Origin of the sequence: Gluconacetobacter aggeris, from assembly GCF_014174395.1 — a bacterium.
GTDB lineage: Bacteria > Pseudomonadota > Alphaproteobacteria > Acetobacterales > Acetobacteraceae > Gluconacetobacter > Gluconacetobacter aggeris.
This window is the reverse complement of the sequence record NZ_JABEQD010000001.1, coordinates 159,521-180,878: the sequence shown is the minus strand read 5'-3', so window position 1 is coordinate 180,878 and position 21,358 is coordinate 159,521. Positions and strand designations below refer to the sequence as shown.

Genomic DNA, 21,358 nt, shown 5'->3' with positions numbered 1-21,358 from the left:
CCGGGGGTGGTGCCTGCCTCGCGCGCCGAAGCGGGGGCACGAGCCCGGGACCGCCCATGCATGACGTCATCCTCAGCCTGATCCTGTTATTCGTCGCGGCCTTCAGCAGTCTGGCCGCCCGCCTGATGCCCGTTCCGGTCCCCCTGCCATTGTTGCAGATCGCCCTGGGCGTGCTGGGGTCGATCGCCGGGCTGCATGTCGCGCTCGACCCGGACATGTTCATGCTGCTGTTCATCCCGCCGCTGCTGTTCCGCGACGCGTTCCATATGCCGATGCGCGAATTCGGCCAGTTGCGCACCATCATCTTCGCCCTGGCGGGGCCCATGGTGCTGGCGACGACCATCCTGTGCGGCTACGCCATCCACTGGATGCTGCCCCCCATGCCGCTGCCGGTCTGCTTCGCGCTGGCGGCGGTCCTGTCACCGACCGATGCCGTGGCCGTGGGCGGCATGCTGGGCACATCGGTGCCGCGCACCATCGTCCATATGCTCGAAGGTGAATCCCTGCTGAACGACGCCTCGGGCCTGGTCTGCTTCCGCTTCGCCACCGTCGCCGCCATGACGGGCGCCTTCTCGCTGCGCGGTGCGCTGACCACCTTCAGCCTGCTGTCGCTGGGCGGCATCGCGATCGGCATCGCCGTCTGCCTGGCGGCGGCCCGGCTGGACAAGATCCTGCTCGCCCGGGGCTATGACGACCCGCCGACCCAGATCACCTTCATGCTGCTGCTGCCCTTCGCCGCCTACATGTCGGCCGAGGCGGTCGGCTGCTCGGGAATCCTGGCGGCGGTGGCGGGCGGCATGACCATCAAGCTGACGGGCGTGCTGCAGGAAACCCAGATCACGACCCGCCTCCAGGCCCGCACGATGTGGGACATGGTCGGCTTCATCTTCAATTCCGTCATCTTCCTGCTGCTGGGCCTGCAACTGCCGGCCCTGGCGACCAACGGCATGGCGCTGGTGCGCGCCGCCGACCGCTCGCCATGGATGCTGCTGCTGCTGATCGTCGCCATCCATGGGGCGATGTGCATCCTGCGCGCGGCCGGGCTGGCGCTGATCCTGGGCATCGCGGCCTGGCGCGCCCGGCACGATCACGGCGTGTTCCGCTGGCCCGGCTGGCGCGGATTGCTGGTCAGCACCGTCGCGGGCGTGCGTGGCGCCGTTACGCTGGCGGCCGTGCTGTCATTGCCGCAGGCGGCAGAGGGGGTTGCGGGCTTTCCGGCGCGCGACCTGCTGGTCACCGTGTCGGTGGGGGTGATCCTGGTATCGCTGCTGACGGCCAGCTTCTCGCTGCCCTGGCTGACCAGGGGCCTGATGGACGGAATGGTCGACCCCCAGGCGCGGGAAGTCAGTTGGGCGCGGCTGGTCCTGGTGCGCACGATGCTGCGTGCCATGCGTGACGAGCAGCAGACCCTGACCACGCGCGCCAAGACACGCGACGAGGCCGGCGAAATGCGCATCGAGATCATCGCCCGGCTGATGCAGGAATATGAAAACCGGCTGAACCAGCTCCGCCGCAACAGCAATGGCGAGGCCAGCGTGGCCCAGATCACCTCGATCCGCCGCATGCGCCTGGAACTGGCCCTGCGCCTGAACAACCTGCGCACCTCGCGGATCGAACTGCGTAATCTGCGAGACGCCCAGTATATCAATGACGAGACCGAATCCCTCCTGATGCAGGAGATGGATTACGAGGAGCAGGTGCTCAGGAACCGGGCCAGAAGCCTCCCCCGCGTAGGCTGAAGAAAGCCTGCCCGTCACCGCGCGCTGGTGGCGGTCCGGCGCGCGTTTCCCGCGCTTCGCTGCTCACGGCCATCAAGGCCGCTCCCACTCACCAGCCCACGGTGCCGGGCAGGCTTTCCCTTGTCTCAAACTGCTGGTGCCGAAGAAAACCGGCACCCAGGGCTCTCAGGCCCTGCATCCCAATCATCTGACAACGAATGGGTTTCCAAAGGGCGGAGTTGGCCAAGGTTCCGTCGGCCGGAACGGCCGATGGAATGCCAACGGAGGGGACTGCCCTTTGGTGGGTTCAGGGGCAACGCCCTTGTGGGGCTAACCCAAGCCTCAGCCGGTATCAGATCGAACGCGGACGGCGCGGCGTGCCGCCGGTCGGGCGCGGGTTGCGCGGGCCGGCGTTGGATTCTTTCAGCGCCGGGGCGGCGGCCAGCTCGGCTTCAAGCTGGCGGATGCGCTTCTGCACGCTCTCGCGCAGGGTGGGGGCGGTGTGCGACTTCATGGTCGCGAGCGTCTCGCGCAGGTCGCGCAGTTGCTTCTGCTTTTCCGCGTGCGTGCGCCGGATCGGCTGGTTATCGGACATCTGGCCGTGAAATGCGCGCATGATGGTGGTGTCCATGTGAAAAAAATGAAAAACGGCCGGGCGGGCCCGGGCAGAGATAAAGAAACGCGCCAGACGCGCGAACGGCCATGAGCGGGTACAAGAAGTCCCTGGCCGCACGGCGCCCCCACCGGGGGCCATGGGCCCGTATCCGGTGGCGGATCGGCGGTCAGTCCGCGTTTCGGTTCAGGATGGCTTTCAGCGCCTCGGCCAGGCTCCGACATTCCTCGTCGGTGCCCACCGTGATGCGCAGCCATTCCGCGATCCGGGGTGTCCTGAAGTGACGCACGATGATCGACCGCTCCCGCAGGGCGGCGGCCAGGGCAGCGGCGTCACGATCAGGATGGCGGGCGAACACGAAATTCGCCTGCGAGGGCAGGACCTCGAACCCCAGATTCTTCAGGCTGGAGACCAGCCCGCTTCGCGTTTCTATGATCTTTCCCGTGGTTTGCGCAAGCCATTCCCGATCGGCGATCGCCGCTTCCGCGCCAGCCTGGGCCAGACGGTCCAGCGGATAGGAATTGAAGCTGTCCTTGACGCGGTTCAGCGCCTCGATCAGGTCCGGCTGGCCGATCGCATAGCCCACGCGCAGCCCCGCCAGGCCGTGCGATTTGGACAGGGTGCGCACCACCAGCAGGTTGGGGTGCTGGCGCACCAGCGGAATCGCGCTGTCGGCGCCGAAATCGACATAGGCCTCGTCGATCACCACCACCCGCTCGGGGTGGGCGCGCAGCAGGGTCGCGATCTCGTCCAGCCCCAGGGCGATGCCGGTGGGCGCGTTGGGGTTCGGCAGCACGATACCGCCGCAGGGGCGGCGATAGGCCTCCACATCCACGCGCATCGCCTCATCCAGCGGCACCGGCTGGTGCGCGATGCCGTACAGCCCGCAATAGACCGGATAGAAGCTGTAGGTGATGTCGGGCGTCAGCAGCGGCGCGTCATGCTGCAACAGTGCCTGGAACGTATGGGCCAGCACCTCGTCCGACCCGTTGCCGACGAAGACATGCTCCATCCCCACCCCATGCGCCTGGGCGATGGCGGCGCGCAGCCGGTCCGATGCCGGGTCGGGATACAGGCGCAGCGTGTCGTCGGCGGCGGCACGAATGGCCGCCAGCGCGGCGGGCGACGGCCCATAGGGCGATTCGTTGGTGTTGAGCTTGATCAGGTTCGCCAGCTTCGGCTGCTCGCCGGGGACATAGGGCGTCAGGCTGTGGACGATCGGGCTCCAGAAACGGCTCATGACGGGTTCCGCTGACGCAGGGCATGGAAATGGCCCGGCAGGGTGCCGGGCCGCGTTCGTTCTAATCCAACAGGCGCCGGACGGAAACGTCCCGTCCGGCATGGCCGTCAGGCGGCTGGCGGGGGCGGCATCAGGGCCGTGACGTCGGCCAGTCCCAACTGCGCCGCCAGCAGGCGCGCGCTGTTGCCTTCGCTGTCGCGCAGGTCGGGGTCGGCCCCGCTCTCCAGCAGGAAGGCGGCCATGGCGCCCCGGTTGAACATCACGGCGAAGATCAGCGGCGTGCGCCCGGCATGGTTCGGCGCATCGATCGCCGCCCCGGCTGCGATCAGTTGCCGCGCCACCGTCAGATCGCCCTTGAAGGCCACGCCGGCCAGCGCCGTCGCCCCCTTGTCGTCGCGCAGGTCCACGCTGGCGCCCCCGGCCAGCAGGGCGGCGACGGTATCGGCATGGCTGTTATAGGCCGCCAGGATCAGTGCCGAATGCCCGCGCTCGTTGCGGGTATCGGGGTCCATCCCGGCTGCGAGAAAGCTGGCCACCAGGTCGGCCTGGCCGTCGCGCGCGGCGTCCAGGAACAGGCGGGCGATCTGTTCGGGGGTGAAGGACGCGGCGTCTTCATCCACCGGGGCATTCGGGGTTTCGTGATCGGTCTGGGTCATCGCGGCCTCGCTGCGGGTCATCTGGATCGGGTTCTAGCCGCTGGCGCCCTGTGGCGCGAGGCCGCGATGCATGACGGCCCGCCCGGCGGCCATGACGCGGCATTCCCCATGGCCCAGTTCCACGAACCGCTCCGCCGCCAGCCCGGCGGCCGCACGGGCGACGGCCAGCCGGCGCAACGGCTCGTCATAGGGTTCGTCGGTCAGGCGAAAGGTGCCGTAATGCATGCCCACCGCCTGCCCGGCTTCCAGGTCGATCAGGGCCGAGACCGCTTCCTCGGGGGTGACATGCACCGGCTCCATCAGAAAGCGCGGGTCATAGGCACCGACCGGCAGCAGCGCGATATCCGGCGCGCCCAGCCGTGCGCGGATCTGCGCCCAGTGGCGCCCATGGCCGCTGTCCCCGGCAAAGAAGACCGAGGGCGCCGGCCCCTCGCTGGCCGGGCGGATGTCGAACCCGCACCACAGCGCCCGGTTGGCGTCGAAGGGCGTGCGCGCCGACCCGTGCCGCGCCGGGGTGCTGGTGATGCGCATCCCGCCAAAATCATGGCTCTCCCACCAGTCGCATTCCACGATGTCGCGCAGGCCCGCCTTGCGGATATGGCGCGCATTGCCCGGCGCGGTGATGACGGCGGGCGCGTCGCGGCGGCCCAGCGCGGCCAGGCTGGGCAGGTCCAGATGGTCGTAATGGCAGTGCGACACCAGCACCAGGTCCACCCGGGGCAGGGTGTCCAGCCCGCGCCCCGGCGGCAGCACGCGGCGCGGCCCGGCCCAGCGGACGGGCGAACAGCGGTCGGAGAACACCGGATCGGTCAGCACCGTCAGCGCCGTGCCGCCGGCGCGCGGCAGGCGCAGCAGGAAGGTGCTGTGCCCGATGAAGGTGACATGCGCGGTGCCGGGGTCGGGCAGCGCATGCGGATCGCCCGCGGGCGGCGGCGGGGGCGGGGCGGACCAGGCGGGCAGCCGCCGCCGGCGCCACTGCCAGCGCAGGATCTCTCCCAGCCCGACATGCCGGGCGCGCGGCGGCACGGGCAGGATGGAGGCCGGATTGAAGAATCGGCGCCCATCGCAATGATCCGACATCGGAAGGGGGGATGGCGGCATAGGCGGTCTCCTTTTGCCCAAATTCTCTTATGGCCTGTCCGGCCTCGCGTGGAAAATCCGCGTTTCGGAAAACCGGTCGAGGATTCGTGAATATCCGGTACTGGAAACCTGCCGCGCAGGGGCGCTCTAATGCCTGTGGCCGCTCCGGAGTTGCGAGGCGACTTGCCCAGGGAGGGGAGACCGTGAGAAGGTTGCCCCGGTTCTTTCATCCGGTCTGACTGTCAAGACCATAACCGGATGACAAAAATATGAAGAACAAGGTCCCAATGGACGGGTAATCGCCCGCCCATCTGTGACGAAGCTTGTCCGCTGCCATGCGCGTTGACGCATGGCGCGGTTGTCGGGCGCGGAGCCCGGTCAGATGAGCGAGACAGGGTCACCCCCATACGGAGAAGATGGTTTAATGCGTTCTATGATCACCCAGCCCGTCCGGGCGTTCGAGGGTGGGGCGGCTGGGCCGTCCGCCGAGGACCTGCTGTGCATCGACACCATTCGCACGCTGTCGATGGATGCCGTCCAGAAGGCGAACTCGGGGCATCCGGGCACGCCGATGGCCATGGCGGCCCCCGCCTTCGCGCTGTGGCAGAACGTTCTGAACTACGACCCGGCCGACCCGCTGTGGCCGAACCGCGACCGTTTCGTGCTCTCGATCGGTCACGCGTCGATGCTCATCTATTCGCTGATCTACCTGGCCGGCGTGCGCGACGTGAAGCACGGCAGGGTGCTGGACGCCCCGGCGCTGACGCTGCAGGACCTCGAGCAGTTCCGCCAGCTTGACTCCCGCACCCCCGGCCATCCGGAATACCACCACACGGCGGGCGTCGAGACCACGACCGGCCCGCTGGGCCAGGGCTGCGGCAATTCCGTCGGCATGGCGATCGCCGAGAAATGGCTGGCCGCACGCTTCAACAAGCCGGGCTTCGACCTGTTCGACTATCATGTCTACACCTTCTGCGGTGACGGCGACATGATGGAAGGCGTGGCCAGCGAGGCCGCCTCGACCGCCGGCCACCTGAAGCTGGGCAACCTGACCTGGATCTACGACAGCAACCGGATCTCGATCGAAGGCTCGACCGACATCGCCTTCACCGAGAATGTCGGCAAGCGCTTCGAGGGCTATGGCTGGCACGTGCTGGAGGTCGGCAATGCCAACGACCAGGCGGCATTCTTGGCCGCCCTGGCCGACGCCAAGGCCGAGACCAGCCGCCCGACCCTGATCATCGTCCATTCCGTCATCGGCTTCGGCGCCCCCAAGAAGGCCGGCACCGCCTCGGCCCATGGCGAGCCGCTGGGTGACGAGGAGATCCGCGGCGCCAAGAAGGCTTACGGCTGGCCTGAAGAGAAAACGTTTTACGTCCCCGACGGCGCGCAGGCCTGTTTCCAGAAGGGGCTGGGCGCCCGCGGCGCCGCGGCCAGCGCGCGGTGGAAGGCGCTGTACACCGCCTACGCCAAGGAATATCCGGACCTGGCGAAGGAACTGGACGCCATCCTGTCCGGCAGCCTGCCCGCCGGCTGGGACAAGGACATCCCGACCTACGAGGCCAGCGCCAAGGGCGTGGCCTCGCGCCAGAGTTCGGGCGAGGTGCTGAACGCCATCGCGCCGAACCTGCCGTGGCTGATCGGCGGCTCGGCCGACCTGTCGCCCTCGACCAAGACCAACCTGACCTTCCAGGGCGCGGGCGCGTTCCAGCCGCCGGAATGGAACGGCACCTATGGCGGGCGCAACCTGCATTTCGGCGTGCGCGAGCATGCCATGGGCTCGATCTGCAACGGCATCTCGCTGGCGGGCATCCGGGCCTATTGCTCGGGCTTCCTCATCTTCTCGGATTACATGAAGCCGCCGATCCGCCTCTCGGCGCTGATGAACCAGCCGGTGGTGTATATCTTCACCCATGATTCGATCGGCGTGGGCGAGGACGGCCCGACCCACCAGCCGATCGAGCAGCTGGTGCAGCTCCGCGCCACGCCGGGCGTGACCACCCTGCGCCCGGCCGACGCCAACGAGGTCGCCGAGGCCTGGCGCACGCTGATCCCGATGACCGACCGCCCGTCGGTGCTGATCCTCAGCCGCCAGAACCTGCCGACGCTCGACCGCAGCGTCTATGCCCCGGCCTCCGGCCTGGCCAAGGGCGCCTATGTGCTGGCCGACAGCGACGGCACGCCCGACATCATCCTGATGGCGACCGGCAGCGAGGTCAGCCTCGTGGTCGCGGCGTACGAGACGCTGAAGGCCGAGGGGGTAAAGGCGCGCGTGGTGTCCATGCCGTCGTGGGACCTGTTCGAGGCCCAGCCGCAGGAATACCGCGACAGCGTGCTGCCGCCCTCCGTCACCGCCCGCGTGGCGGTCGAGATGGCGTCGCCGATCGGCTGGGACCGCTATGTCGGGCCGCAGGGCGCGATCATCGCCATGCATGGTTTCGGCGCCTCCGCCCCGGCCGGCGCCCTGATGAAGAAGTTCGGTTTCACGGTCGACGCCGTGCTGGCACAGGCCCGCGCGCTGCTGGCCAAATGATCACCCGTGGCCGCCCCCGGCGAGGGGGCGGCCCGGCCCGGACTGATCGGAAAGAGACGGGGATGGCCGGCCCGGCGCCGGCCATCGCCCGCCATGAATCTGTAAGGAGCAACACCATGAACGTCGTACACAAGGCGGGTGTGCAGGGCAGCGCCAATCCGCTGAAGGCGCTCGAATCATTCGGCCAGTCCCCCTGGCTGGACTTCATCCAGCGGTCGTATACCGAGAATGGCAGCCTGACGAAGCTGGTGGACGAGGACGGGCTGAAGGGCGTGACCTCCAACCCCGCCATCTTCCAGAAGGCGATGGGCCAGGGCACGGATTACGACCCGCAATACAAGGACATCCTCGCCCATCGCATCGTCGATGCCGGCACCTTGTACGAGACCATGGCCATCGACGACATCAAGGCGGCGGCCAAGGTCCTGTACCCGGTCTATGAGGCCACCAAGGGCCTGGACGGCTATGTCAGCCTCGAAGTCTCGCCCTACCTGGCGCGCGACACGCATGGCACGGTCGACGAGGCCCGCCGCCTGTGGAAGGCGGTCGATGCCCGCAACCTGATGATCAAGATCCCCGGCACCGACGAGGGTGCGCCCGCCGTGCGCACCGTCATCGCCGACGGGTTGAGCATCAACGTCACGCTGCTCTTCTCGCTCGACGCCTACAAGGCGGTGCTGGAAGCCTATATCGCGGGCCTGGAAGACCGCCACGCCAAGGGGCTGCCGGTTTCGGGCATCGCCAGCGTCGCCTCCTTCTTCGTCAGCCGCATCGACGGCAAGATCGACAAGAAGATCGACCAGCGCGTGGCCGCCGGCGACAAGGACGCCGAGGCCCTGAAGGCCCTGCGCGGCAAGGTCGCCATCGCCAACGCCAAGCTGGCCTATGTCCATTGGCAGGAGGTCACGAAGTCCGAGCGCTGGCAGAAGCTGGCGGCGCTGGGCGCGCAGACGCAGCGCCTGCTGTGGGCCAGCACCGGTACCAAGGACAAGGCCTACAGCGACGTGCTGTATGTCGAGGAACTGATCGGGCCCGAGACGGTCAACACCATCCCGCCCGCGACGTTCGATGCCTTCCGCGACCACGGCAAGGTCCGCGCCTCGCTGACCGAGGATGTCGAGGGCGCGCGCCACGTGCTGGCCGAGGCCGAGCGCCTGGGGCTGGACCTGGCCGGCGTGACCGTCACGCTGGTCGATGAAGGCGTGGCCTCGTTCGCCGATGCGTTCGACGACCTGCTGGGCACGGTCGCGCGCAAGCAGAACGCGCTGCTGGGCGATCATCTGACCGACACGAAGCTGGACCTGCCGGCCGAGATCGACACGGCGGTGAAGGCCAGCCTCGAATCCTGGCGCCAGGACGGCACCGTCCGCCGCATCTGGGCGCGCGACGCCACGGTGTGGACCGGCAAGGACGAGGCCAAATGGCTGAAATGGCTCGGCATCGTCGATGACCGCCTGGCCGGCCTGCCGGCGCTGGAAGCCTTCCAGGCCGAGGTGAAGGCCAAGGGCTTCACCGATATCCTGCTGCTGGGCATGGGCGGATCGAGCCTCGGTCCGGAAGTGCTGGCCGAAACCTTCGGCAAGCATGTGGGCTTCCCGCACCTCTACGTGCTCGACAGCACCGACCCGCAGCAGATCCGCGCGTTCGAAAAGAAGATCGATCTCGCGAAGACGCTGTTCATCGTCTCGTCCAAATCGGGCGGCACGCTGGAGCCCAACATCCTCAAGGCCTATTTCTTCGAAGCCGCGAAGAAGGTGCTGGGCGACAAGGTGGGCAGCCATTTCGTGGCGGTGACCGATCCTGGCTCGCACATGGAAGATGTCGCGAAGAAGGACGGGTTCTGGAAGATCTTCTACGGCGAGAAGGAAATCGGCGGCCGCTATTCGGTGCTGTCGAATTTCGGCATCGTCCCGGCCGCCGCCTCCGGCGTGGCGCTCAAGGAATTCCTGGACAGCGCGCTCTATGGCGTCCGCGCCTCCGCCGCCTCGGTGCCGCCGACGCTCAATCCGGGCGTGCTGCTGGGCACCGTGCTGGGTGTCGCCGCCACGCAGTTCGGCCGTGACAAGGTGACCATCGTCGCCTCGCCCGGCATCCACGATCTGGGCGCGTGGCTGGAACAGCTCATTGCGGAATCGACCGGCAAGATCGGCAAGGGTCTTGTGCCGATCGATCAGGAAACGCTGGGCGCGCCCGCGCTGTACGGCAAGGATCGCGTCTTCGCCTATCTGCGCCTGGCCTCCAAGCCCGACGCCGGGCAGGACGAGGCGATCCGCGCCCTGGTCGCGGCCGGCGAGCCGGTGGTGACGATCACGCTGCACCATCCGCGCCAGATCGCGCAGGAATTCTTCCGCTGGGAATTCGCCACCGCCGTCGCCGGCGCGATCCTGGGGATCGATCCGTTCGACCAGCCGGATGTCGAGGCCTCGAAGGTCGAAACCAAGAAGCTGACGACCGCCTATAACGAAACCGGCACCCTGCCGGCGGAAACCCCGTTCGCGACCGATGGCGCCTTTGCCTTCTTCGCCGACGCGGCCAATGCGGCGGCGCTCAAGGGGGCTTCGACGGCCGAGATCCTCAAGGCCCATTTCGGCCGGGTCGGCGCGGGCGATTATGTCGGCCTGCTGGCCTATGTGGAGCGCGATGCCGCCACCATCGAATGGATTCAGGCCACCCGCCTGGCCATCCGCGACGCGCTGAAGGTGGCGACGGCGGCGGAATTCGGACCGCGCTTCCTGCATTCGACCGGGCAGGCCTACAAGGGGGGGCCCAACAGCGGCGTGTTCCTGCAGATCACGGCGGACGATGTGGCCGACCTGCCGGTACCGGGCGAGAAATACACGTTCGGCATCGTCAAGGCCGCGCAGGCGCGGGGCGATTTCGACGTCCTGGCCGAACGCGGCCGGCGCGCGCTGCGGGTGCACATCACGGGCGATCTGGCATCGGGCCTGCGGGCACTGGGCCAGGCGATCGGCGCCGCCCTCTGAACTCTGGACGGCCCCGCCCGCCACGCGGGCGGGGCACCCCCGGTTTCATGAAGACTCGTCCGGGGGCTGGCTTATGCGCGGCGTCGTTCCGCGCCATGGAGACGTAACATTATGCAAATCGGCATCATCGGCCTGGGCCGCATGGGCGGCAACATCGCCGTCCGCCTGTCGCGCCACGGACATGACGTGGTCCTGTTCGACCGCGATCCCGCCACGGTGGGCAAGGTCCGCGACCGGACCGAAGGCGGGCGCGGCATCGCCGCCGACAGCGTGGCCGACCTGGTGGGCAAGCTGACGGCCGCGCGCAAGATCGTATGGGTCATGCTGCCCGCCGGCGAGATCACCGAGGCAGCGGTGCAGGAACTGGCCGGCCTGCTGGGAAAAGACGATATCCTGATCGACGGCGGCAACAGCTATTACAAGGACGATATCCGCCGCGCCGCCCAGCTTGCGGAAAAGGGCATCCACTATATCGACGTCGGCACCTCCGGCGGCGTGTGGGGCCTGGAGCGCGGCTATTGCATGATGTACGGCGGCACCAAGGATTCGGCCGACCATATCGACCCGATCCTGGACGCCCTGGCGCCGGGCAAGGGCGACGTGCCCCCCACCCCCGATCGCGACAAGCCGGACCTCGATCCCCGCGCCGAGAAGGGCTATCTGCATTGCGGCCCCGCCGGTTCGGGCCATTTCGTGAAGATGGTCCATAACGGCATCGAATACGGCATGATGCAGGCCTTCGCCGAAGGCTTCGACATCATGAAGACCAAGAACTCGCCGCTCCTGCCCGAGGACCAGCGTTTCGACCTGAACATGGCCGACATCGCCGAAGTCTGGCGCCGGGGCAGCGTCGTCTCCTCCTGGCTGCTGGATCTGACGGCAGAGGCGCTGGCCAAGAACGCGTCTCTGTCCGAATTCACCGGCGAAGTCGCGGATTCCGGCGAAGGCCGCTGGACGCTGGAAGCCGCGATCGAGGAATCGGTGCCGGCCCCGGTCATCACCGCCTCGCTGTTCACGCGCTTCCGCTCGCGCACCGGTAACAATTACGCCGAGAAGATCCTCTCCGCCATGCGCTTCGGCTTCGGCGGGCATGTCGAGAAAAAGTAAGACCAGTCTTTCGGGAACGGTAAGCTCCTGCCTGTGGAATGCGTTCCACAGGCAGGCAGAAGAAGAATGATCATGTTGTGGACCAACGACGAAGGGCGGCGGTCTTCGTTCTTTTTTGAAAAAAAGAACCAAAAAACTTTTTGATTCGTTCAGCAGCCTTGTGCTGGGGACACACGATGTTCCTGAACGGATAAAAGTCTTTTTGCTTCTTTTTCTTCAGAAAAAGAAGAGATCCTTAGCAGAACCCTCAGTGTCCCCAACACCAGATGGAAACAGTGCAGGGAAACGCCCCATATGGATGGAATCATCGCGTCCGCGTCCTCCGAGATCGAAGGGAGCAGCCCTCCGCCACGGCGTGCCCCGTCATGCGTCTTCGTCATCTTCGGTGGCGGCGGCGACCTGACGAAGCGCCTGCTGGTGCCCGCCATCTACAACCTGGCCTGTGCCGGACTGCTGGATGAGGGATTCTCGATCGTCGCCGTGGACTGGGCCGATCTGTCCGACGAGGTACTGCGCGCGCAGTTCAACGAGGCATTGCAGGAATTCGTGGCCCGGCGCGGCACCGCCGCCGCCACCCTGCGCGAGGATATGTGGACCTGGCTGAGCAGCCGGATTTCCTACCTGCGCGGCTCGTTCGAGGACGCATCGACCTACGCCGCCCTCAGCGAGCGGATCGGGTCGGGCAATGCCGTGTTCTACCTGGCCGTCGCCGCCCGCTTCTTCGGCGCCATCAGCGACCGCCTGGGTGAATCCGGCCTGGTGACCGAGGCCAACGGCACCTTCCGCCGCGTGATCGTCGAAAAACCCTTCGGCCACGACCTGCAATCGGCGCGGGAGCTGAACCGCCGCCTGCTGGGCGTGCTGCGCGAGCGGCAGATCTATCGGATCGACCATTATCTGGGCAAGGAAACGGTCCAGAACATCCTGGCCCTGCGCTTCTCCAACGGGTTCTTCGAGCCCCTGTGGAACCGGCAGAATATCGACCATGTCCAGATCACGGCGGCCGAAACCGTGGGCGTGGAGCGGCGCGGCCGCTTCTACGAGGGCACCGGCGCCCTGCGCGACATGGTGCCCAACCACCTGATGCAGCTCCTGGCCATGACGGCGATGGAAGCCCCGGTCTCGTTCGACGCCGACGCGGTGCGCGACGAGAAATCGAAGGTGCTGAAGGCCGCCCATTGCGTGGGCGCCGACGACGTGGTGCGCGGCCAGTATGTCGCAGGCACCCTGGGCGGCGAGGACGTCCCCGGCTATCGCGACGAGCCCGACGTGGCGCGGGATTCGCAGACCGAAACCTATGTGGCGATGAAGCTGGCGGTCGATAACTGGCGCTGGGCCGGGGTGCCGTTCTACCTGCGCACCGGCAAGCGCCTGGCCGAGCGCCGGACCGAGATCGCGATCCATTTCCGCCACGCGCCCTACGCGCTGTTCCGCGACACGCCGGTCGAGCGGCTGACCCCCAACATCATGACCATGCACATCCAGCCCACCGAGGGCGTGACGCTGCAATTCGGCGCCAAGGTGCCGGGCCCGACCGTGCGCCTGGGCGGCGTGCGGATGAAGTTCGATTATTCCGAATGGTTCAGCGACGGCCCCAGCACCGGCTACGAAACGCTGATCTACGATTGCCTGATCGGAGACGCGACCCTGTTCCAGCGCGCCGACAATATCGAAGCCGGGTGGCAGGTCGTCCAGCCGGCGCTGGACTGGGGCGCGCATGTCGGCGCCGCACCGCTCTGCGCCTACGCCGCCGGCTCGTCCGGCCCGGTCGAGGCCGACGCCCTGCTGGCCCGCGACGGCCGCCACTGGCTGGCGCTGGGGGCATGAGCGCGCCCGGATTGCCGCAGCGTCCCGGCCCGTCCGGACGTGTGCGGTTGGTGGTCTCCGACATCGACGGCACGCTGGTCACACCCGACAAGCGCCTGACCCACCCGGTGCTGGAGGCCGCGCGGGCCCTGCGCGCGGCGGGCATCACGCTGTGCCTGGTCAGCAGCCGCGCCCCGCGCGGGATGGAGATGTTCCTCGGCCCGCTGGGCATCGACACGCCCTATGCCGGGCTGAATGGCGGGCTGGTCGCACGGCCCGACGGCACCATCCTCTCCCGCCTGTCGCTGGCCCCCGCGACAACGCGCGAGGCCGTCGGTGCGCTGCATCAGGACGAGGTCAGCGCCTGGCTGTTCATCGGCCGCGACTGGCTGATCACCGACCCCCACGGCCCCTATGTGGCGCGCGAGCGCGAGACGGTGCGGACCGAGCCGGTGGTGGTGCCCGATTTCACCGGCCATTATCATGATGTCGGCAAGATCATGGGCGCCTCGGCGGACTATCCCCGCCTTGCCGAAGCCGAGGCCCGGCTGGCCACCCTGCTGGCCGGCCATGCCAGCGTGCACCGGTCGTCGGATTACTATCTCGATATCACCCACCCCCAGGCCAACAAGGGCTACGCGGCCATGGAACTGGCCCGCCTGATGGAGGTCGATATCAGCGAGGTCGCGTGCATCGGCGACATGAACAACGACGTGCCGATGCTCGACGAAGCCGGCGTCGCCATCGCCATGGGCAACGCCCCCGACGCGGTGAAGACCCACGCCCATTTCGTAACCGGCCCCAACACCCAAAGCGGCTGGGCGCAGGCGATGCACGACTATGTTCTTCCTCGTGCCTGATTCGCGGGGCGTTGCCCCGCACCCCACCAAAGGCGGTCGCCTTTGGAAACCAATTGTCGGGCAACGAACAGGGGTGAAGGGGACGATTGTCCCCTTCCGGGTTCGGGCAGAGCCCGATCTTCACGGAGCGCAGGCGAATGGGAACTGAAGCAGGTCAAATCCGGCTGGTACTGGCCGATGTCGACGGCACCCTGGTCACGCGTGAGAAGATCCTCACCCCGCGCGCGATCCGGGCCGTGGAGCGGCTGCGCGAGAAGGGCATCCTGTTCACCATCACCAGCGGCCGCCCGCCGCTGGGCATGAAGATGGTCATCGACCCGCTGCGGATCGACCAGCCGATCGCCGGCTTCAACGGCGGCATGATCGTGCGCCCCGATTATTCGGTGATCGAATCCCACACGCTCACGCCGCAGGTCGCCCGCCGCACGCTGGAGATCCTGCGCGACCACCAGGTCGACCCCTGGGTCTATGACGGCAATGACTGGATCGTCTCCAACGCCGAAGCCCCGCATGTGGCGCGCGAGCAATGGACGGTGAAATTCCCGCCCAAGGTCGCGGATGTGGGCGCGGCGCTGGACCAGGTGGTCAAGATCACCGGCGTCTCCGACGATCTGGACCTGATGAAGCGGGTCGAGCACGATCTGCAGCAGGCGCTGGGCGATGCGGCCTCCGCCGCGCGGTCGCAGCCTTATTATGTCGATGTCACGCACCACGATGCCAACAAGGGCGGCGTGGTGGCGGCGCTGGTGCGGCTGCTGGGCATCCCGGCGGCGCAGATCGCCACACTGGGCGACCAGCCCAATGACGTGCTGATGTTCCGCCCCAGCGGCCTGTCCATCGCGATGGGCCAGGCGTCGGATGAGGTCAAGGCGCAGGCCACCCATGTCACCACCTCGTCCGAGGAGGAAGGGTTCGCTGTGGGGGTCGAGCGTTATATTCTCGGAGAGGATTCGTAATGGGTCATGATGTGACGAACGGCCGGGTGGTCGTGCTGGACGATGGCGAGGCGATCGCCCGCCATATGGCCGAATGGCTGACCGGGCAGGCGCTGGCCAAGACGGATGGTCCGTTCGTGGTCGCGCTGTCCGGCGGGTCCACGCCCAGGCGGCTGTATGAAATCCTGGGCTCGGCGGACTATGCCACCCGCTTCCCGTGGGCGCGCACCCACCTGTTCTTCGGCGACGAGCGGTTCGTGCCGCCTTCCGATCCGGCCAGCAATTACGCCATGACGCAGGCAGCCCTGCTGTCGCATGTCGCCATCCCGCCGGCGCAGGTGCATCCCATGCCCACCGACGGCGACCCGGCCGATGCCGCCGCGCGCTACCAGGCGGCCTTGCAGGCACTCTACGGCGCGGCGGACCTGCAACCCGGCCGCCCGCTGTTCGATGTCGTGCTGCTGGGGCTGGGCGATAACGGCCACACCGCCTCGCTCTTCCCCCGCCAGCCGGTGTTGCAGGAGCGCAAGCTGTGGGTGTCCACCTGCGTGCCCGACGACGCCCCCCATACCCGCCTGACGCTGACCTATCCGGCCATCCATTCCAGCCGGCACGTGGTCTTCATGCTGGCCGGCGCGGGCAAGCGCGAAGTCTTCGCCCGCGTACGCGCCGGCGATCCGGTGGAACCCGCCAGCCACATCACGACCGAGGGCGACCTGACCTGGCTGGTGGACAAGGCGGCTGCTGGCGTATGACGATCACCGCTCCCCGCAGTCAGGGGGCAATTGGATAAGGATAAGAGAACCGCCGGTACCGCCGGCAGGTTCCGGAAAGGGAACAGGATGAGCGGCCAGAATTCAGACCCGATGGTCGAACTGAAACGCAGGGCGGCGGAAGAAGCCGCCGCGATGGTGCAGGACGGCATGGCCGTCGGCCTCGGCACGGGCAGCACGGCGGCGCTGATGATCGATGCGCTCGGCCGGCGCTGGGCGGACGGGCTGCGCTTCGTCGGCATTCCCACCTCCGAACGCTCGGCGGAACAGGCGCGGGCGCTGGGCATCACCCTGGTCGATTTTTCCACCCACGCCCGGCTCGACCTCGCCATCGACGGCGCGGACGAGGTCGAGCGCGGCTCGCTGGACCTGATCAAGGGCCTGGGCGGCGCCCTGCTGCGCGAGAAGATCGTGGCGGCGGCGGCACGGCGCTTCGTCGTCATCGTCGACGAGGGCAAGCTGGTCGACCATCTGGGCAGCCGCTCGCCGGTCCCCGTCGAGGTCACGCCCTTCGGCTGGGAAAGCACGGCACGGCAACTGGGCGAGCTCGGCGCGCGGGTCGCGCTGCGCATCAAGCGCGACGGCGAGCTGTTCGTCACCGATGGCGGCAACCTGATCCTGGACTGCGCCTTCGGCCCGATCGAGGACCCGAGGGCGCTGGAGGCCGCGATCGGCGACATTGTCGGCGTGATCGAAAGCGGCCTGTTCGTCCATCGCACGTCCGAGGTCATCGTGGCCGGCCGTCAGGGCCTGACCCGCCTGGTGGCGGCATGAGCGCGCCGGAGACGGAGCGGCACGCGCCGCTGCCGGTGGCGGAGGGGATTCCCCCCCATGTCATCGTGCTGATGGGCGTGTCGGGCAGCGGCAAGACCTCGGTGGCCGAGGGCCTGCACAATCTGCTGGGCTGGCCGTATCAGGAAGGCGATAACCTCCACCCCCAGGCCAATGTCGACAAGATGGCGGCCGGCATCCCCCTGACCGATGAGGATCGCCTGCCCTGGCTGGCGCTCTGCCATGCCTGGATCGTGGAGCGGCTGGCCGATGGCGGCGGCGGCATCCTGACCTGCTCGGCGCTCAAACATGCCTATCGCGACATCCTGCGCCAGGGGGCGGGCCGGGTGACGTTCATCTATCTGGATGTGCCGAAATCGGTGCTGGAGACGCGGCTGGCCCACCGCGAGGGCCACTATATGCCGCCCACCCTGCTGCCCAGCCAGCTTGCCACGCTGGAAGTGCCGACACCCGACGAGCACGCGCTGACGGTGGATTGCGAAGGCCCGCCCGCCGAGGTGATCGCGCGCGTGCTCACCGAGATCCGCTACCATATCGACCGCCGGCACACATCGTGATGCGGTGAAATCGCTGCATGGTGGGGCAGGGCGTGGCGGAACGATGATGGGCAAACGCTGATGTCGGCATGGCGGCGTGCGGCCCGCTCCGGCTTCAGGCCACTGCCGCTCCTGCTGGCGGCGATGCTGCCCTGGCCCATGATGGCCGCCCACGGGCAACCCGCCGCGCCGCCTGCGGGCGCGACCGATCCCCCGCCCCCCGCGCCACGGAACGGCCGCTGCATCGCCCATGTCCTGTCGCTGCCATTGCTGACGGGCGAGGGCAGCCCCGGCGTGCCGATCACGCTCAACGCGGCCGAGGGCATGGCCTTCCTCAGCCTGTCGCAGGAGATGCTGGGCGTCTTCGAACGCCCCGGCATAGGCTACGACCATGGCCGGTCGTTGCAGATGAAAACGGTCACCGGCGCGGGCGAGACGAGGGAGACCGTCGTCGACCGGCTCCAGCTCGATCGCGGCTCGGCCCACCATGTCCCGGCCGTGATCCTGGGGCAGATCGGCGACAGGAAGGTGGCGGGGCGCCCGGTGCTGGGCGTGGTGGGCTACGATATCCTGGGCAATTACGACGTGCTGATCGATTTCCCCGGCCAGACCGTCACCCTGTTCAAGGAAACCGGGGCCGCCGCCTGCCCCCCCTTGCCGGCGCTGGTGGGCGCGCACGCCTATACCGCCCTGCTGATGCCCAACCCGCTGGGCATGGATGTCACGGTCCAGGTCGCGATCGACGGCGCGCCGGTCGGCATGCAGGTCGAACCCGGCTCCAACGCCTCGATCGTGCGCGCGGCCGATGCCGCCGATATCGGGGTAGGGCAGGCTGCATTGGCCGACGACCCGCGCTCGCGCACCGAGGCCGGAAACGCCATCATCGGCCATCGGCACCGCTTCACCCATCCCGTCATCGGCACCTGGCACGGCGACAGCCTGGCCGCCGATGTCACCGACGCGCAGTTCAACATCCTGGGCATGGATTTCTTCCGCGGGCGCCGGGTGCTGTTCGCCTTCCCCACCCGCATGCTCTATTTTTCCGATGTCCAGCCGGGCGCCGGCCCCCCGGCCTCGGCCGCCCTCAGCCTCGCCCAGTCGCGCCTGGCCGATGTCGAGGTGCAGGAGCAGGACGACACACCCCCCGCACCGCCCCCCGCCGCCCCGCCCGGCCCCTGACCGGGGCACGGAAACTTCGGGGACCGAAGACGTTGTATCCTCACGAAAAACAAGGGGATTTCGTATGCGTCCGTTCGTCCGCGCCGCACTTGCCGCCACCCTGTGCTGCGTCGCCCTGACAGCGTGCAAGAAGAAGCCCGAGACACTGGGCCAGAAGATCGACAATCTGGGCAACAGGGTGCAGGACACCGTGGACCCGCCGAAGGGTCCGGCCGAAAGACTGGGTCGCGAGATCGATCGCGCCACGCATTGAGGGCTGCCGTGCGGCCGCCCTTTACAGGCCGAAGAGGGCTTTCTAGGAAAAAGCCCCTTCCCCTGATCCGTGACCCATGGCCGCCATGTCCAGCCCGTCCACCCGCGAGTCCACCGCCCTCCGCCACTCTTTGTTCGAGGACGCCTACGCGCTCGTGATCGGCTGTTCGCTGATCGTGCTGGGCCTGGCCTGCCTGCATCGCGCCGGGCTGGTCACCGGCGGCGTGGCCGGGGTGGCGCTGCTGCTCTCCTACGTCCTGCCGCTCTCGGCGGGTACATTGTTCACGCTGATCAACATCCCCTTCCTCATCTTCGCCAGCCGTACCATGGGCTGGGCCTTCACGGTCAAGACCTTCCTCGTCAGCAGCAGCATCACCCTGTTCGCCCTGCTGTTCCCCCACATCATGACACTCGGCTTCATCGCCCCCCTCTGGGCCGCCTTCTTCGGCGGCACCGTCATCGGCATGGGCATCCTCTCGCTCGCCCGCCACCAGGCCGGCGTCGGCGGCACCGGCGTCGTCACTTTGTGGCTCTACAAGCACCGGGGCTGGAACGTCGGCAAGGTCCAACTCGCGATCGACTGCTTCATCCTGGCGATGTCGACCCTCCGGATCGACCTCCCCCATGTCGGCCTGTCCGCCATCAGCGCCATCGCCATCAGCGGCGTCGTCGCCACCTTCCACCGCCCGGGCCGCTATACCGGCTATTGAACGCATGACCGGACCGGCGGGCTTCTCGGGGCTTGCCCCGAACCCCACCAAGGCCGGCGGCCTTTGGAAACCGGCTTTTTCGGGCAGTTTGATGGAAGCAGACATTGATTTGACGGGTTTGCGCTTCACTATCAAATCTTAATGCGCCGAAAAGGCTGCCCGTGCTATCAAGTGACCAGTTTAATGGTCAGGAGCGAGCGATGCAGACTGTGAATCTGGTGGACGCCAAGGCCCATCTGAGCCGCCTGGTCGAGCAGGCGATGGAGGGCGAGCCTGTCCGCATCAAGCGTCGTGGCAAGGTCGTTGCACAAATCACCAGGGTCGCGCCCGACCGCAAACCTGTTGATCTGAATGTTTTACGCACATTGACGGACAACATGACCCGGCAAGCCGAGTCAGCCGCTGAAACAGTGCGGACCATGCGTGACGAAGCACGCTATTGAGCCTCTATATCGACACATCGGTGCTGGTCGCAGCGTTGACCAACGGGTCACAGACCGCCCGTATGCAATCGTGGCTCGCGGGACAGGCGCCGGAGGATTTGTTCATCAGTGACTGGGTCTTTACGGAGTTTTCCTCGGCACTGTCGATAAAGCTGCGAACCGGCCAGATCACGGTGACGGACCGCGCGAATGCTCTGGCATTGTTTATGCGTCTTTCTACCGAAAGCTTCGAGACTCTGCCTATAACAAGCCAGCAATGCAGGACGGCAGCCCGGTTTTCGGACCAATATGCTCTGGGCCTGCGGGCAGGGGATGCACTGCATCTCGCCATCTGCGCGGACCACGGAACGACACTCTGCACCCTGGACCGCCGCCTTGCGGAAGCTGGACCGCATATTGGTGTCAGGACGGAGTTACTGTAGTTCGTCAGTCGCTTGGCCAGAATCTTCCAAATGAGCTGGGTATAAAGCTCTTGCGCCGATACTTTCTGGCATCGGTAACGCTTCTGGCTCTTCCATGCATGGGGACGTCAAATCAAGGATAGGCAAGCTTGGCCCATGCCGGGAAACCGCTGGAATGTCGTTGGTATATCTCGTCCATGCTCTTTTGGAAAAGAGTAGAAATTTTCTCGGTTTGAGCAGGACCAGTTCACCCGTATGCCGGACAACCGCTCCCTGGCAGAAATTGGCAAAGGCAAACTGACCCCAGAACTGCCCCGCTGGCGTGTCTGCGGACGTGGCACCTAGTACAGTAGTACAGTGTCTTTCACCTTATCAAAAAATGACGACGGCAATGTTCCATTTATTGCCTCCTGAACGGCGCGGATGGTCAAATCAATGGAGTATTCATCTCCCGTGTCACAATGATGGCTTTCCCCCATGATTAAGACTCTGTTTTCTCTATACAGTGGCTCGACCCACGGAAGCCTTATAGGCTGATCAATCAAGGGAATATTTTCCAGAAGTGGCAAGACATAGTGCCGGAACACTATATTCCATGTTGGATAATATTCTGTTTTTCTGAGCGGAAACTTAAAAGAAGACGAACCGACCCATCCTCAAACGGCACACTTGCAAAACGAATGGGGGTGAAGGGGGCCACGCCCCCTTCCGGGTGCAGGGCAGAGCCCTGCGCACCCCGC

20 protein-coding genes are annotated in these 21,358 nt (G+C 66.9%); 16 read left to right on the top strand and 4 right to left on the bottom strand.

Features of this window, described 5'->3' with window-relative positions; genetic code table 11:
* Positions 1–56 precede the first annotated feature (56 nt).
* Positions 57–1,739, top strand: a complete 1,683-nt coding sequence (locus HLH36_RS00855) for a Na+/H+ antiporter (RefSeq protein WP_182984631.1) — start codon at positions 57–59, stop codon at positions 1,737–1,739.
* A 331-nt stretch (positions 1,740–2,070) separates the two neighbouring features.
* On the opposite strand, the gene HLH36_RS00850 is transcribed toward HLH36_RS00855, so the two are convergent.
* The 4 genes from HLH36_RS00850 to HLH36_RS00835 form a co-directional block, all read right to left on the bottom strand.
* Positions 2,071–2,334 carry a hypothetical protein gene (locus HLH36_RS00850; protein WP_182984630.1) on the bottom strand — a complete coding sequence of 88 codons (264 nt, stop codon included), beginning with the start codon at positions 2,332–2,334 and terminating at the stop codon, positions 2,071–2,073.
* Between the two features lie 166 nt (positions 2,335–2,500).
* On the bottom strand, positions 2,501–3,571 hold the full coding sequence (hisC, locus tag HLH36_RS00845) for a histidinol-phosphate transaminase (protein WP_182984629.1): 1,071 nt from the start codon (positions 3,569–3,571) through the stop codon (positions 2,501–2,503).
* Positions 3,572–3,678: 107 nt separating this feature from the next.
* Positions 3,679–4,227, bottom strand: coding sequence for an ankyrin repeat domain-containing protein (locus HLH36_RS00840; RefSeq protein ID WP_182984925.1), 549 nt, complete (start codon positions 4,225–4,227; stop codon positions 3,679–3,681).
* Positions 4,228–4,260: 33 nt separating this feature from the next.
* Positions 4,261–5,328: an MBL fold metallo-hydrolase gene (locus tag HLH36_RS00835; protein ID WP_182984628.1), complete on the bottom strand. Its 1,068-nt coding sequence runs from the start codon at positions 5,326–5,328 to the stop codon at positions 4,261–4,263.
* 403 nt (positions 5,329–5,731) lie between these two features.
* Here HLH36_RS00835 and tkt point away from each other — a divergent pair, with 403 nt between their 5' ends.
* The 15 genes from tkt to HLH36_RS00760 all read left to right on the top strand — a co-directional run bounded on the left by tkt (position 5,732) and on the right by HLH36_RS00760 (position 20,639).
* A complete protein-coding gene (gene tkt / locus HLH36_RS00830; RefSeq protein WP_182984627.1) occupies positions 5,732–7,840 on the top strand; it encodes a transketolase in 2,109 nt (702 codons plus the stop codon).
* A gap of 116 nt (positions 7,841–7,956) precedes the next feature.
* Positions 7,957–10,824: a bifunctional transaldolase/phosoglucose isomerase gene (locus HLH36_RS00825; protein WP_182984626.1), complete on the top strand. Its 2,868-nt coding sequence runs from the start codon at positions 7,957–7,959 to the stop codon at positions 10,822–10,824.
* A gap of 111 nt (positions 10,825–10,935) precedes the next feature.
* Complete coding sequence (gene gnd / locus HLH36_RS00820) at positions 10,936–11,931, top strand: phosphogluconate dehydrogenase (NAD(+)-dependent, decarboxylating) (RefSeq protein ID WP_182984625.1); 996 nt, start codon at positions 10,936–10,938, stop codon at positions 11,929–11,931.
* 294 nt (positions 11,932–12,225) lie between these two features.
* Entirely contained in the window at positions 12,226–13,758 is a 1,533-nt protein-coding gene (gene zwf / locus HLH36_RS00815) for a glucose-6-phosphate dehydrogenase (protein WP_182984624.1), read from the top strand.
* Entirely contained in the window at positions 13,755–14,597 is an 843-nt protein-coding gene (locus HLH36_RS00810) for a Cof-type HAD-IIB family hydrolase (protein WP_182984623.1), read from the top strand. Before zwf ends, HLH36_RS00810 begins: the two co-directional genes overlap by 4 nt.
* 137 nt (positions 14,598–14,734) lie before the next feature.
* On the top strand, positions 14,735–15,553 hold the full coding sequence (locus HLH36_RS00805) for a Cof-type HAD-IIB family hydrolase (RefSeq protein ID WP_182984622.1): 819 nt from the start codon (positions 14,735–14,737) through the stop codon (positions 15,551–15,553).
* A complete protein-coding gene (gene pgl, locus HLH36_RS00800) occupies positions 15,553–16,287 on the top strand; it encodes a 6-phosphogluconolactonase (protein WP_182984621.1) in 735 nt (244 codons plus the stop codon). The genes HLH36_RS00805 and pgl overlap by 1 nt, the downstream gene beginning before the upstream one ends.
* A gap of 87 nt (positions 16,288–16,374) precedes the next feature.
* Positions 16,375–17,079 (top strand): ribose-5-phosphate isomerase RpiA, encoded by a 705-nt coding sequence (gene rpiA / locus HLH36_RS00795; protein ID WP_182984620.1) that lies wholly within the window; start codon positions 16,375–16,377, stop codon positions 17,077–17,079.
* The gene (locus HLH36_RS00790; protein ID WP_182984619.1) at positions 17,076–17,654 is read left to right on the top strand and encodes a gluconokinase; all 579 of its coding nucleotides are present in this window, start codon (positions 17,076–17,078) and stop codon (positions 17,652–17,654) included. The genes rpiA and HLH36_RS00790 overlap by 4 nt, the downstream gene beginning before the upstream one ends.
* 60 nt (positions 17,655–17,714) lie before the next feature.
* Positions 17,715–18,812, top strand: a complete 1,098-nt coding sequence (locus HLH36_RS00785) for a retropepsin-like aspartic protease (protein WP_182984618.1) — start codon at positions 17,715–17,717, stop codon at positions 18,810–18,812.
* Positions 18,813–18,876: 64 nt separating this feature from the next.
* Positions 18,877–19,065, top strand: coding sequence for a hypothetical protein (locus HLH36_RS00780; protein WP_182984617.1), 189 nt, complete (start codon positions 18,877–18,879; stop codon positions 19,063–19,065).
* A gap of 76 nt (positions 19,066–19,141) precedes the next feature.
* Positions 19,142–19,774 (top strand): YitT family protein, encoded by a 633-nt coding sequence (locus HLH36_RS00775; protein ID WP_246376261.1) that lies wholly within the window; start codon positions 19,142–19,144, stop codon positions 19,772–19,774.
* Positions 19,775–19,778: 4 nt separating this feature from the next.
* On the top strand, positions 19,779–19,916 hold the full coding sequence (locus HLH36_RS00770) for a hypothetical protein (RefSeq protein ID WP_182984616.1): 138 nt from the start codon (positions 19,779–19,781) through the stop codon (positions 19,914–19,916).
* Between the two features lie 58 nt (positions 19,917–19,974).
* A complete protein-coding gene (locus HLH36_RS00765; RefSeq protein ID WP_182984615.1) occupies positions 19,975–20,217 on the top strand; it encodes a type II toxin-antitoxin system Phd/YefM family antitoxin in 243 nt (80 codons plus the stop codon).
* Complete coding sequence (locus HLH36_RS00760) at positions 20,214–20,639, top strand: type II toxin-antitoxin system VapC family toxin (protein ID WP_182984614.1); 426 nt, start codon at positions 20,214–20,216, stop codon at positions 20,637–20,639. The genes HLH36_RS00765 and HLH36_RS00760 overlap by 4 nt, the downstream gene beginning before the upstream one ends.
* Positions 20,640–21,358 lie beyond the last annotated feature (719 nt).

What these genes read in the sequence shown, in the direction of transcription:
- HLH36_RS00855 (WP_182984631.1), top strand. Translation starts at nt 57, where the DNA reads ATGCATGACGTCATCCTCAGCCTGATCCTGTTATTCGTCGCGGCCTTC.
- HLH36_RS00850 (WP_182984630.1), bottom strand. Translation starts at nt 2,334, where the DNA reads ATGCGCGCATTTCACGGCCAGATGTCCGATAACCAGCCGATCCGGCGC.
- hisC (WP_182984629.1), bottom strand. Translation starts at nt 3,571, where the DNA reads ATGAGCCGTTTCTGGAGCCCGATCGTCCACAGCCTGACGCCCTATGTC.
- HLH36_RS00840 (WP_182984925.1), bottom strand. Translation starts at nt 4,227, where the DNA reads ATGACCCAGACCGATCACGAAACCCCGAATGCCCCGGTGGATGAAGAC.
- HLH36_RS00835 (WP_182984628.1), bottom strand. Translation starts at nt 5,328, where the DNA reads ATGCCGCCATCCCCCCTTCCGATGTCGGATCATTGCGATGGGCGCCGA.
- tkt (WP_182984627.1), top strand. Translation starts at nt 5,732, where the DNA reads ATGCGTTCTATGATCACCCAGCCCGTCCGGGCGTTCGAGGGTGGGGCG.
- HLH36_RS00825 (WP_182984626.1), top strand. Translation starts at nt 7,957, where the DNA reads ATGAACGTCGTACACAAGGCGGGTGTGCAGGGCAGCGCCAATCCGCTG.
- gnd (WP_182984625.1), top strand. Translation starts at nt 10,936, where the DNA reads ATGCAAATCGGCATCATCGGCCTGGGCCGCATGGGCGGCAACATCGCC.
- zwf (WP_182984624.1), top strand. Translation starts at nt 12,226, where the DNA reads ATGGATGGAATCATCGCGTCCGCGTCCTCCGAGATCGAAGGGAGCAGC.
- HLH36_RS00810 (WP_182984623.1), top strand. Translation starts at nt 13,755, where the DNA reads ATGAGCGCGCCCGGATTGCCGCAGCGTCCCGGCCCGTCCGGACGTGTG.
- HLH36_RS00805 (WP_182984622.1), top strand. Translation starts at nt 14,735, where the DNA reads ATGGGAACTGAAGCAGGTCAAATCCGGCTGGTACTGGCCGATGTCGAC.
- pgl (WP_182984621.1), top strand. Translation starts at nt 15,553, where the DNA reads ATGGGTCATGATGTGACGAACGGCCGGGTGGTCGTGCTGGACGATGGC.
- rpiA (WP_182984620.1), top strand. Translation starts at nt 16,375, where the DNA reads ATGAGCGGCCAGAATTCAGACCCGATGGTCGAACTGAAACGCAGGGCG.
- HLH36_RS00790 (WP_182984619.1), top strand. Translation starts at nt 17,076, where the DNA reads ATGAGCGCGCCGGAGACGGAGCGGCACGCGCCGCTGCCGGTGGCGGAG.
- HLH36_RS00785 (WP_182984618.1), top strand. Translation starts at nt 17,715, where the DNA reads ATGTCGGCATGGCGGCGTGCGGCCCGCTCCGGCTTCAGGCCACTGCCG.
- HLH36_RS00780 (WP_182984617.1), top strand. Translation starts at nt 18,877, where the DNA reads ATGCGTCCGTTCGTCCGCGCCGCACTTGCCGCCACCCTGTGCTGCGTC.
- HLH36_RS00775 (WP_246376261.1), top strand. Translation starts at nt 19,142, where the DNA reads ATGGCCGCCATGTCCAGCCCGTCCACCCGCGAGTCCACCGCCCTCCGC.
- HLH36_RS00770 (WP_182984616.1), top strand. Translation starts at nt 19,779, where the DNA reads ATGACCGGACCGGCGGGCTTCTCGGGGCTTGCCCCGAACCCCACCAAG.
- HLH36_RS00765 (WP_182984615.1), top strand. Translation starts at nt 19,975, where the DNA reads ATGCAGACTGTGAATCTGGTGGACGCCAAGGCCCATCTGAGCCGCCTG.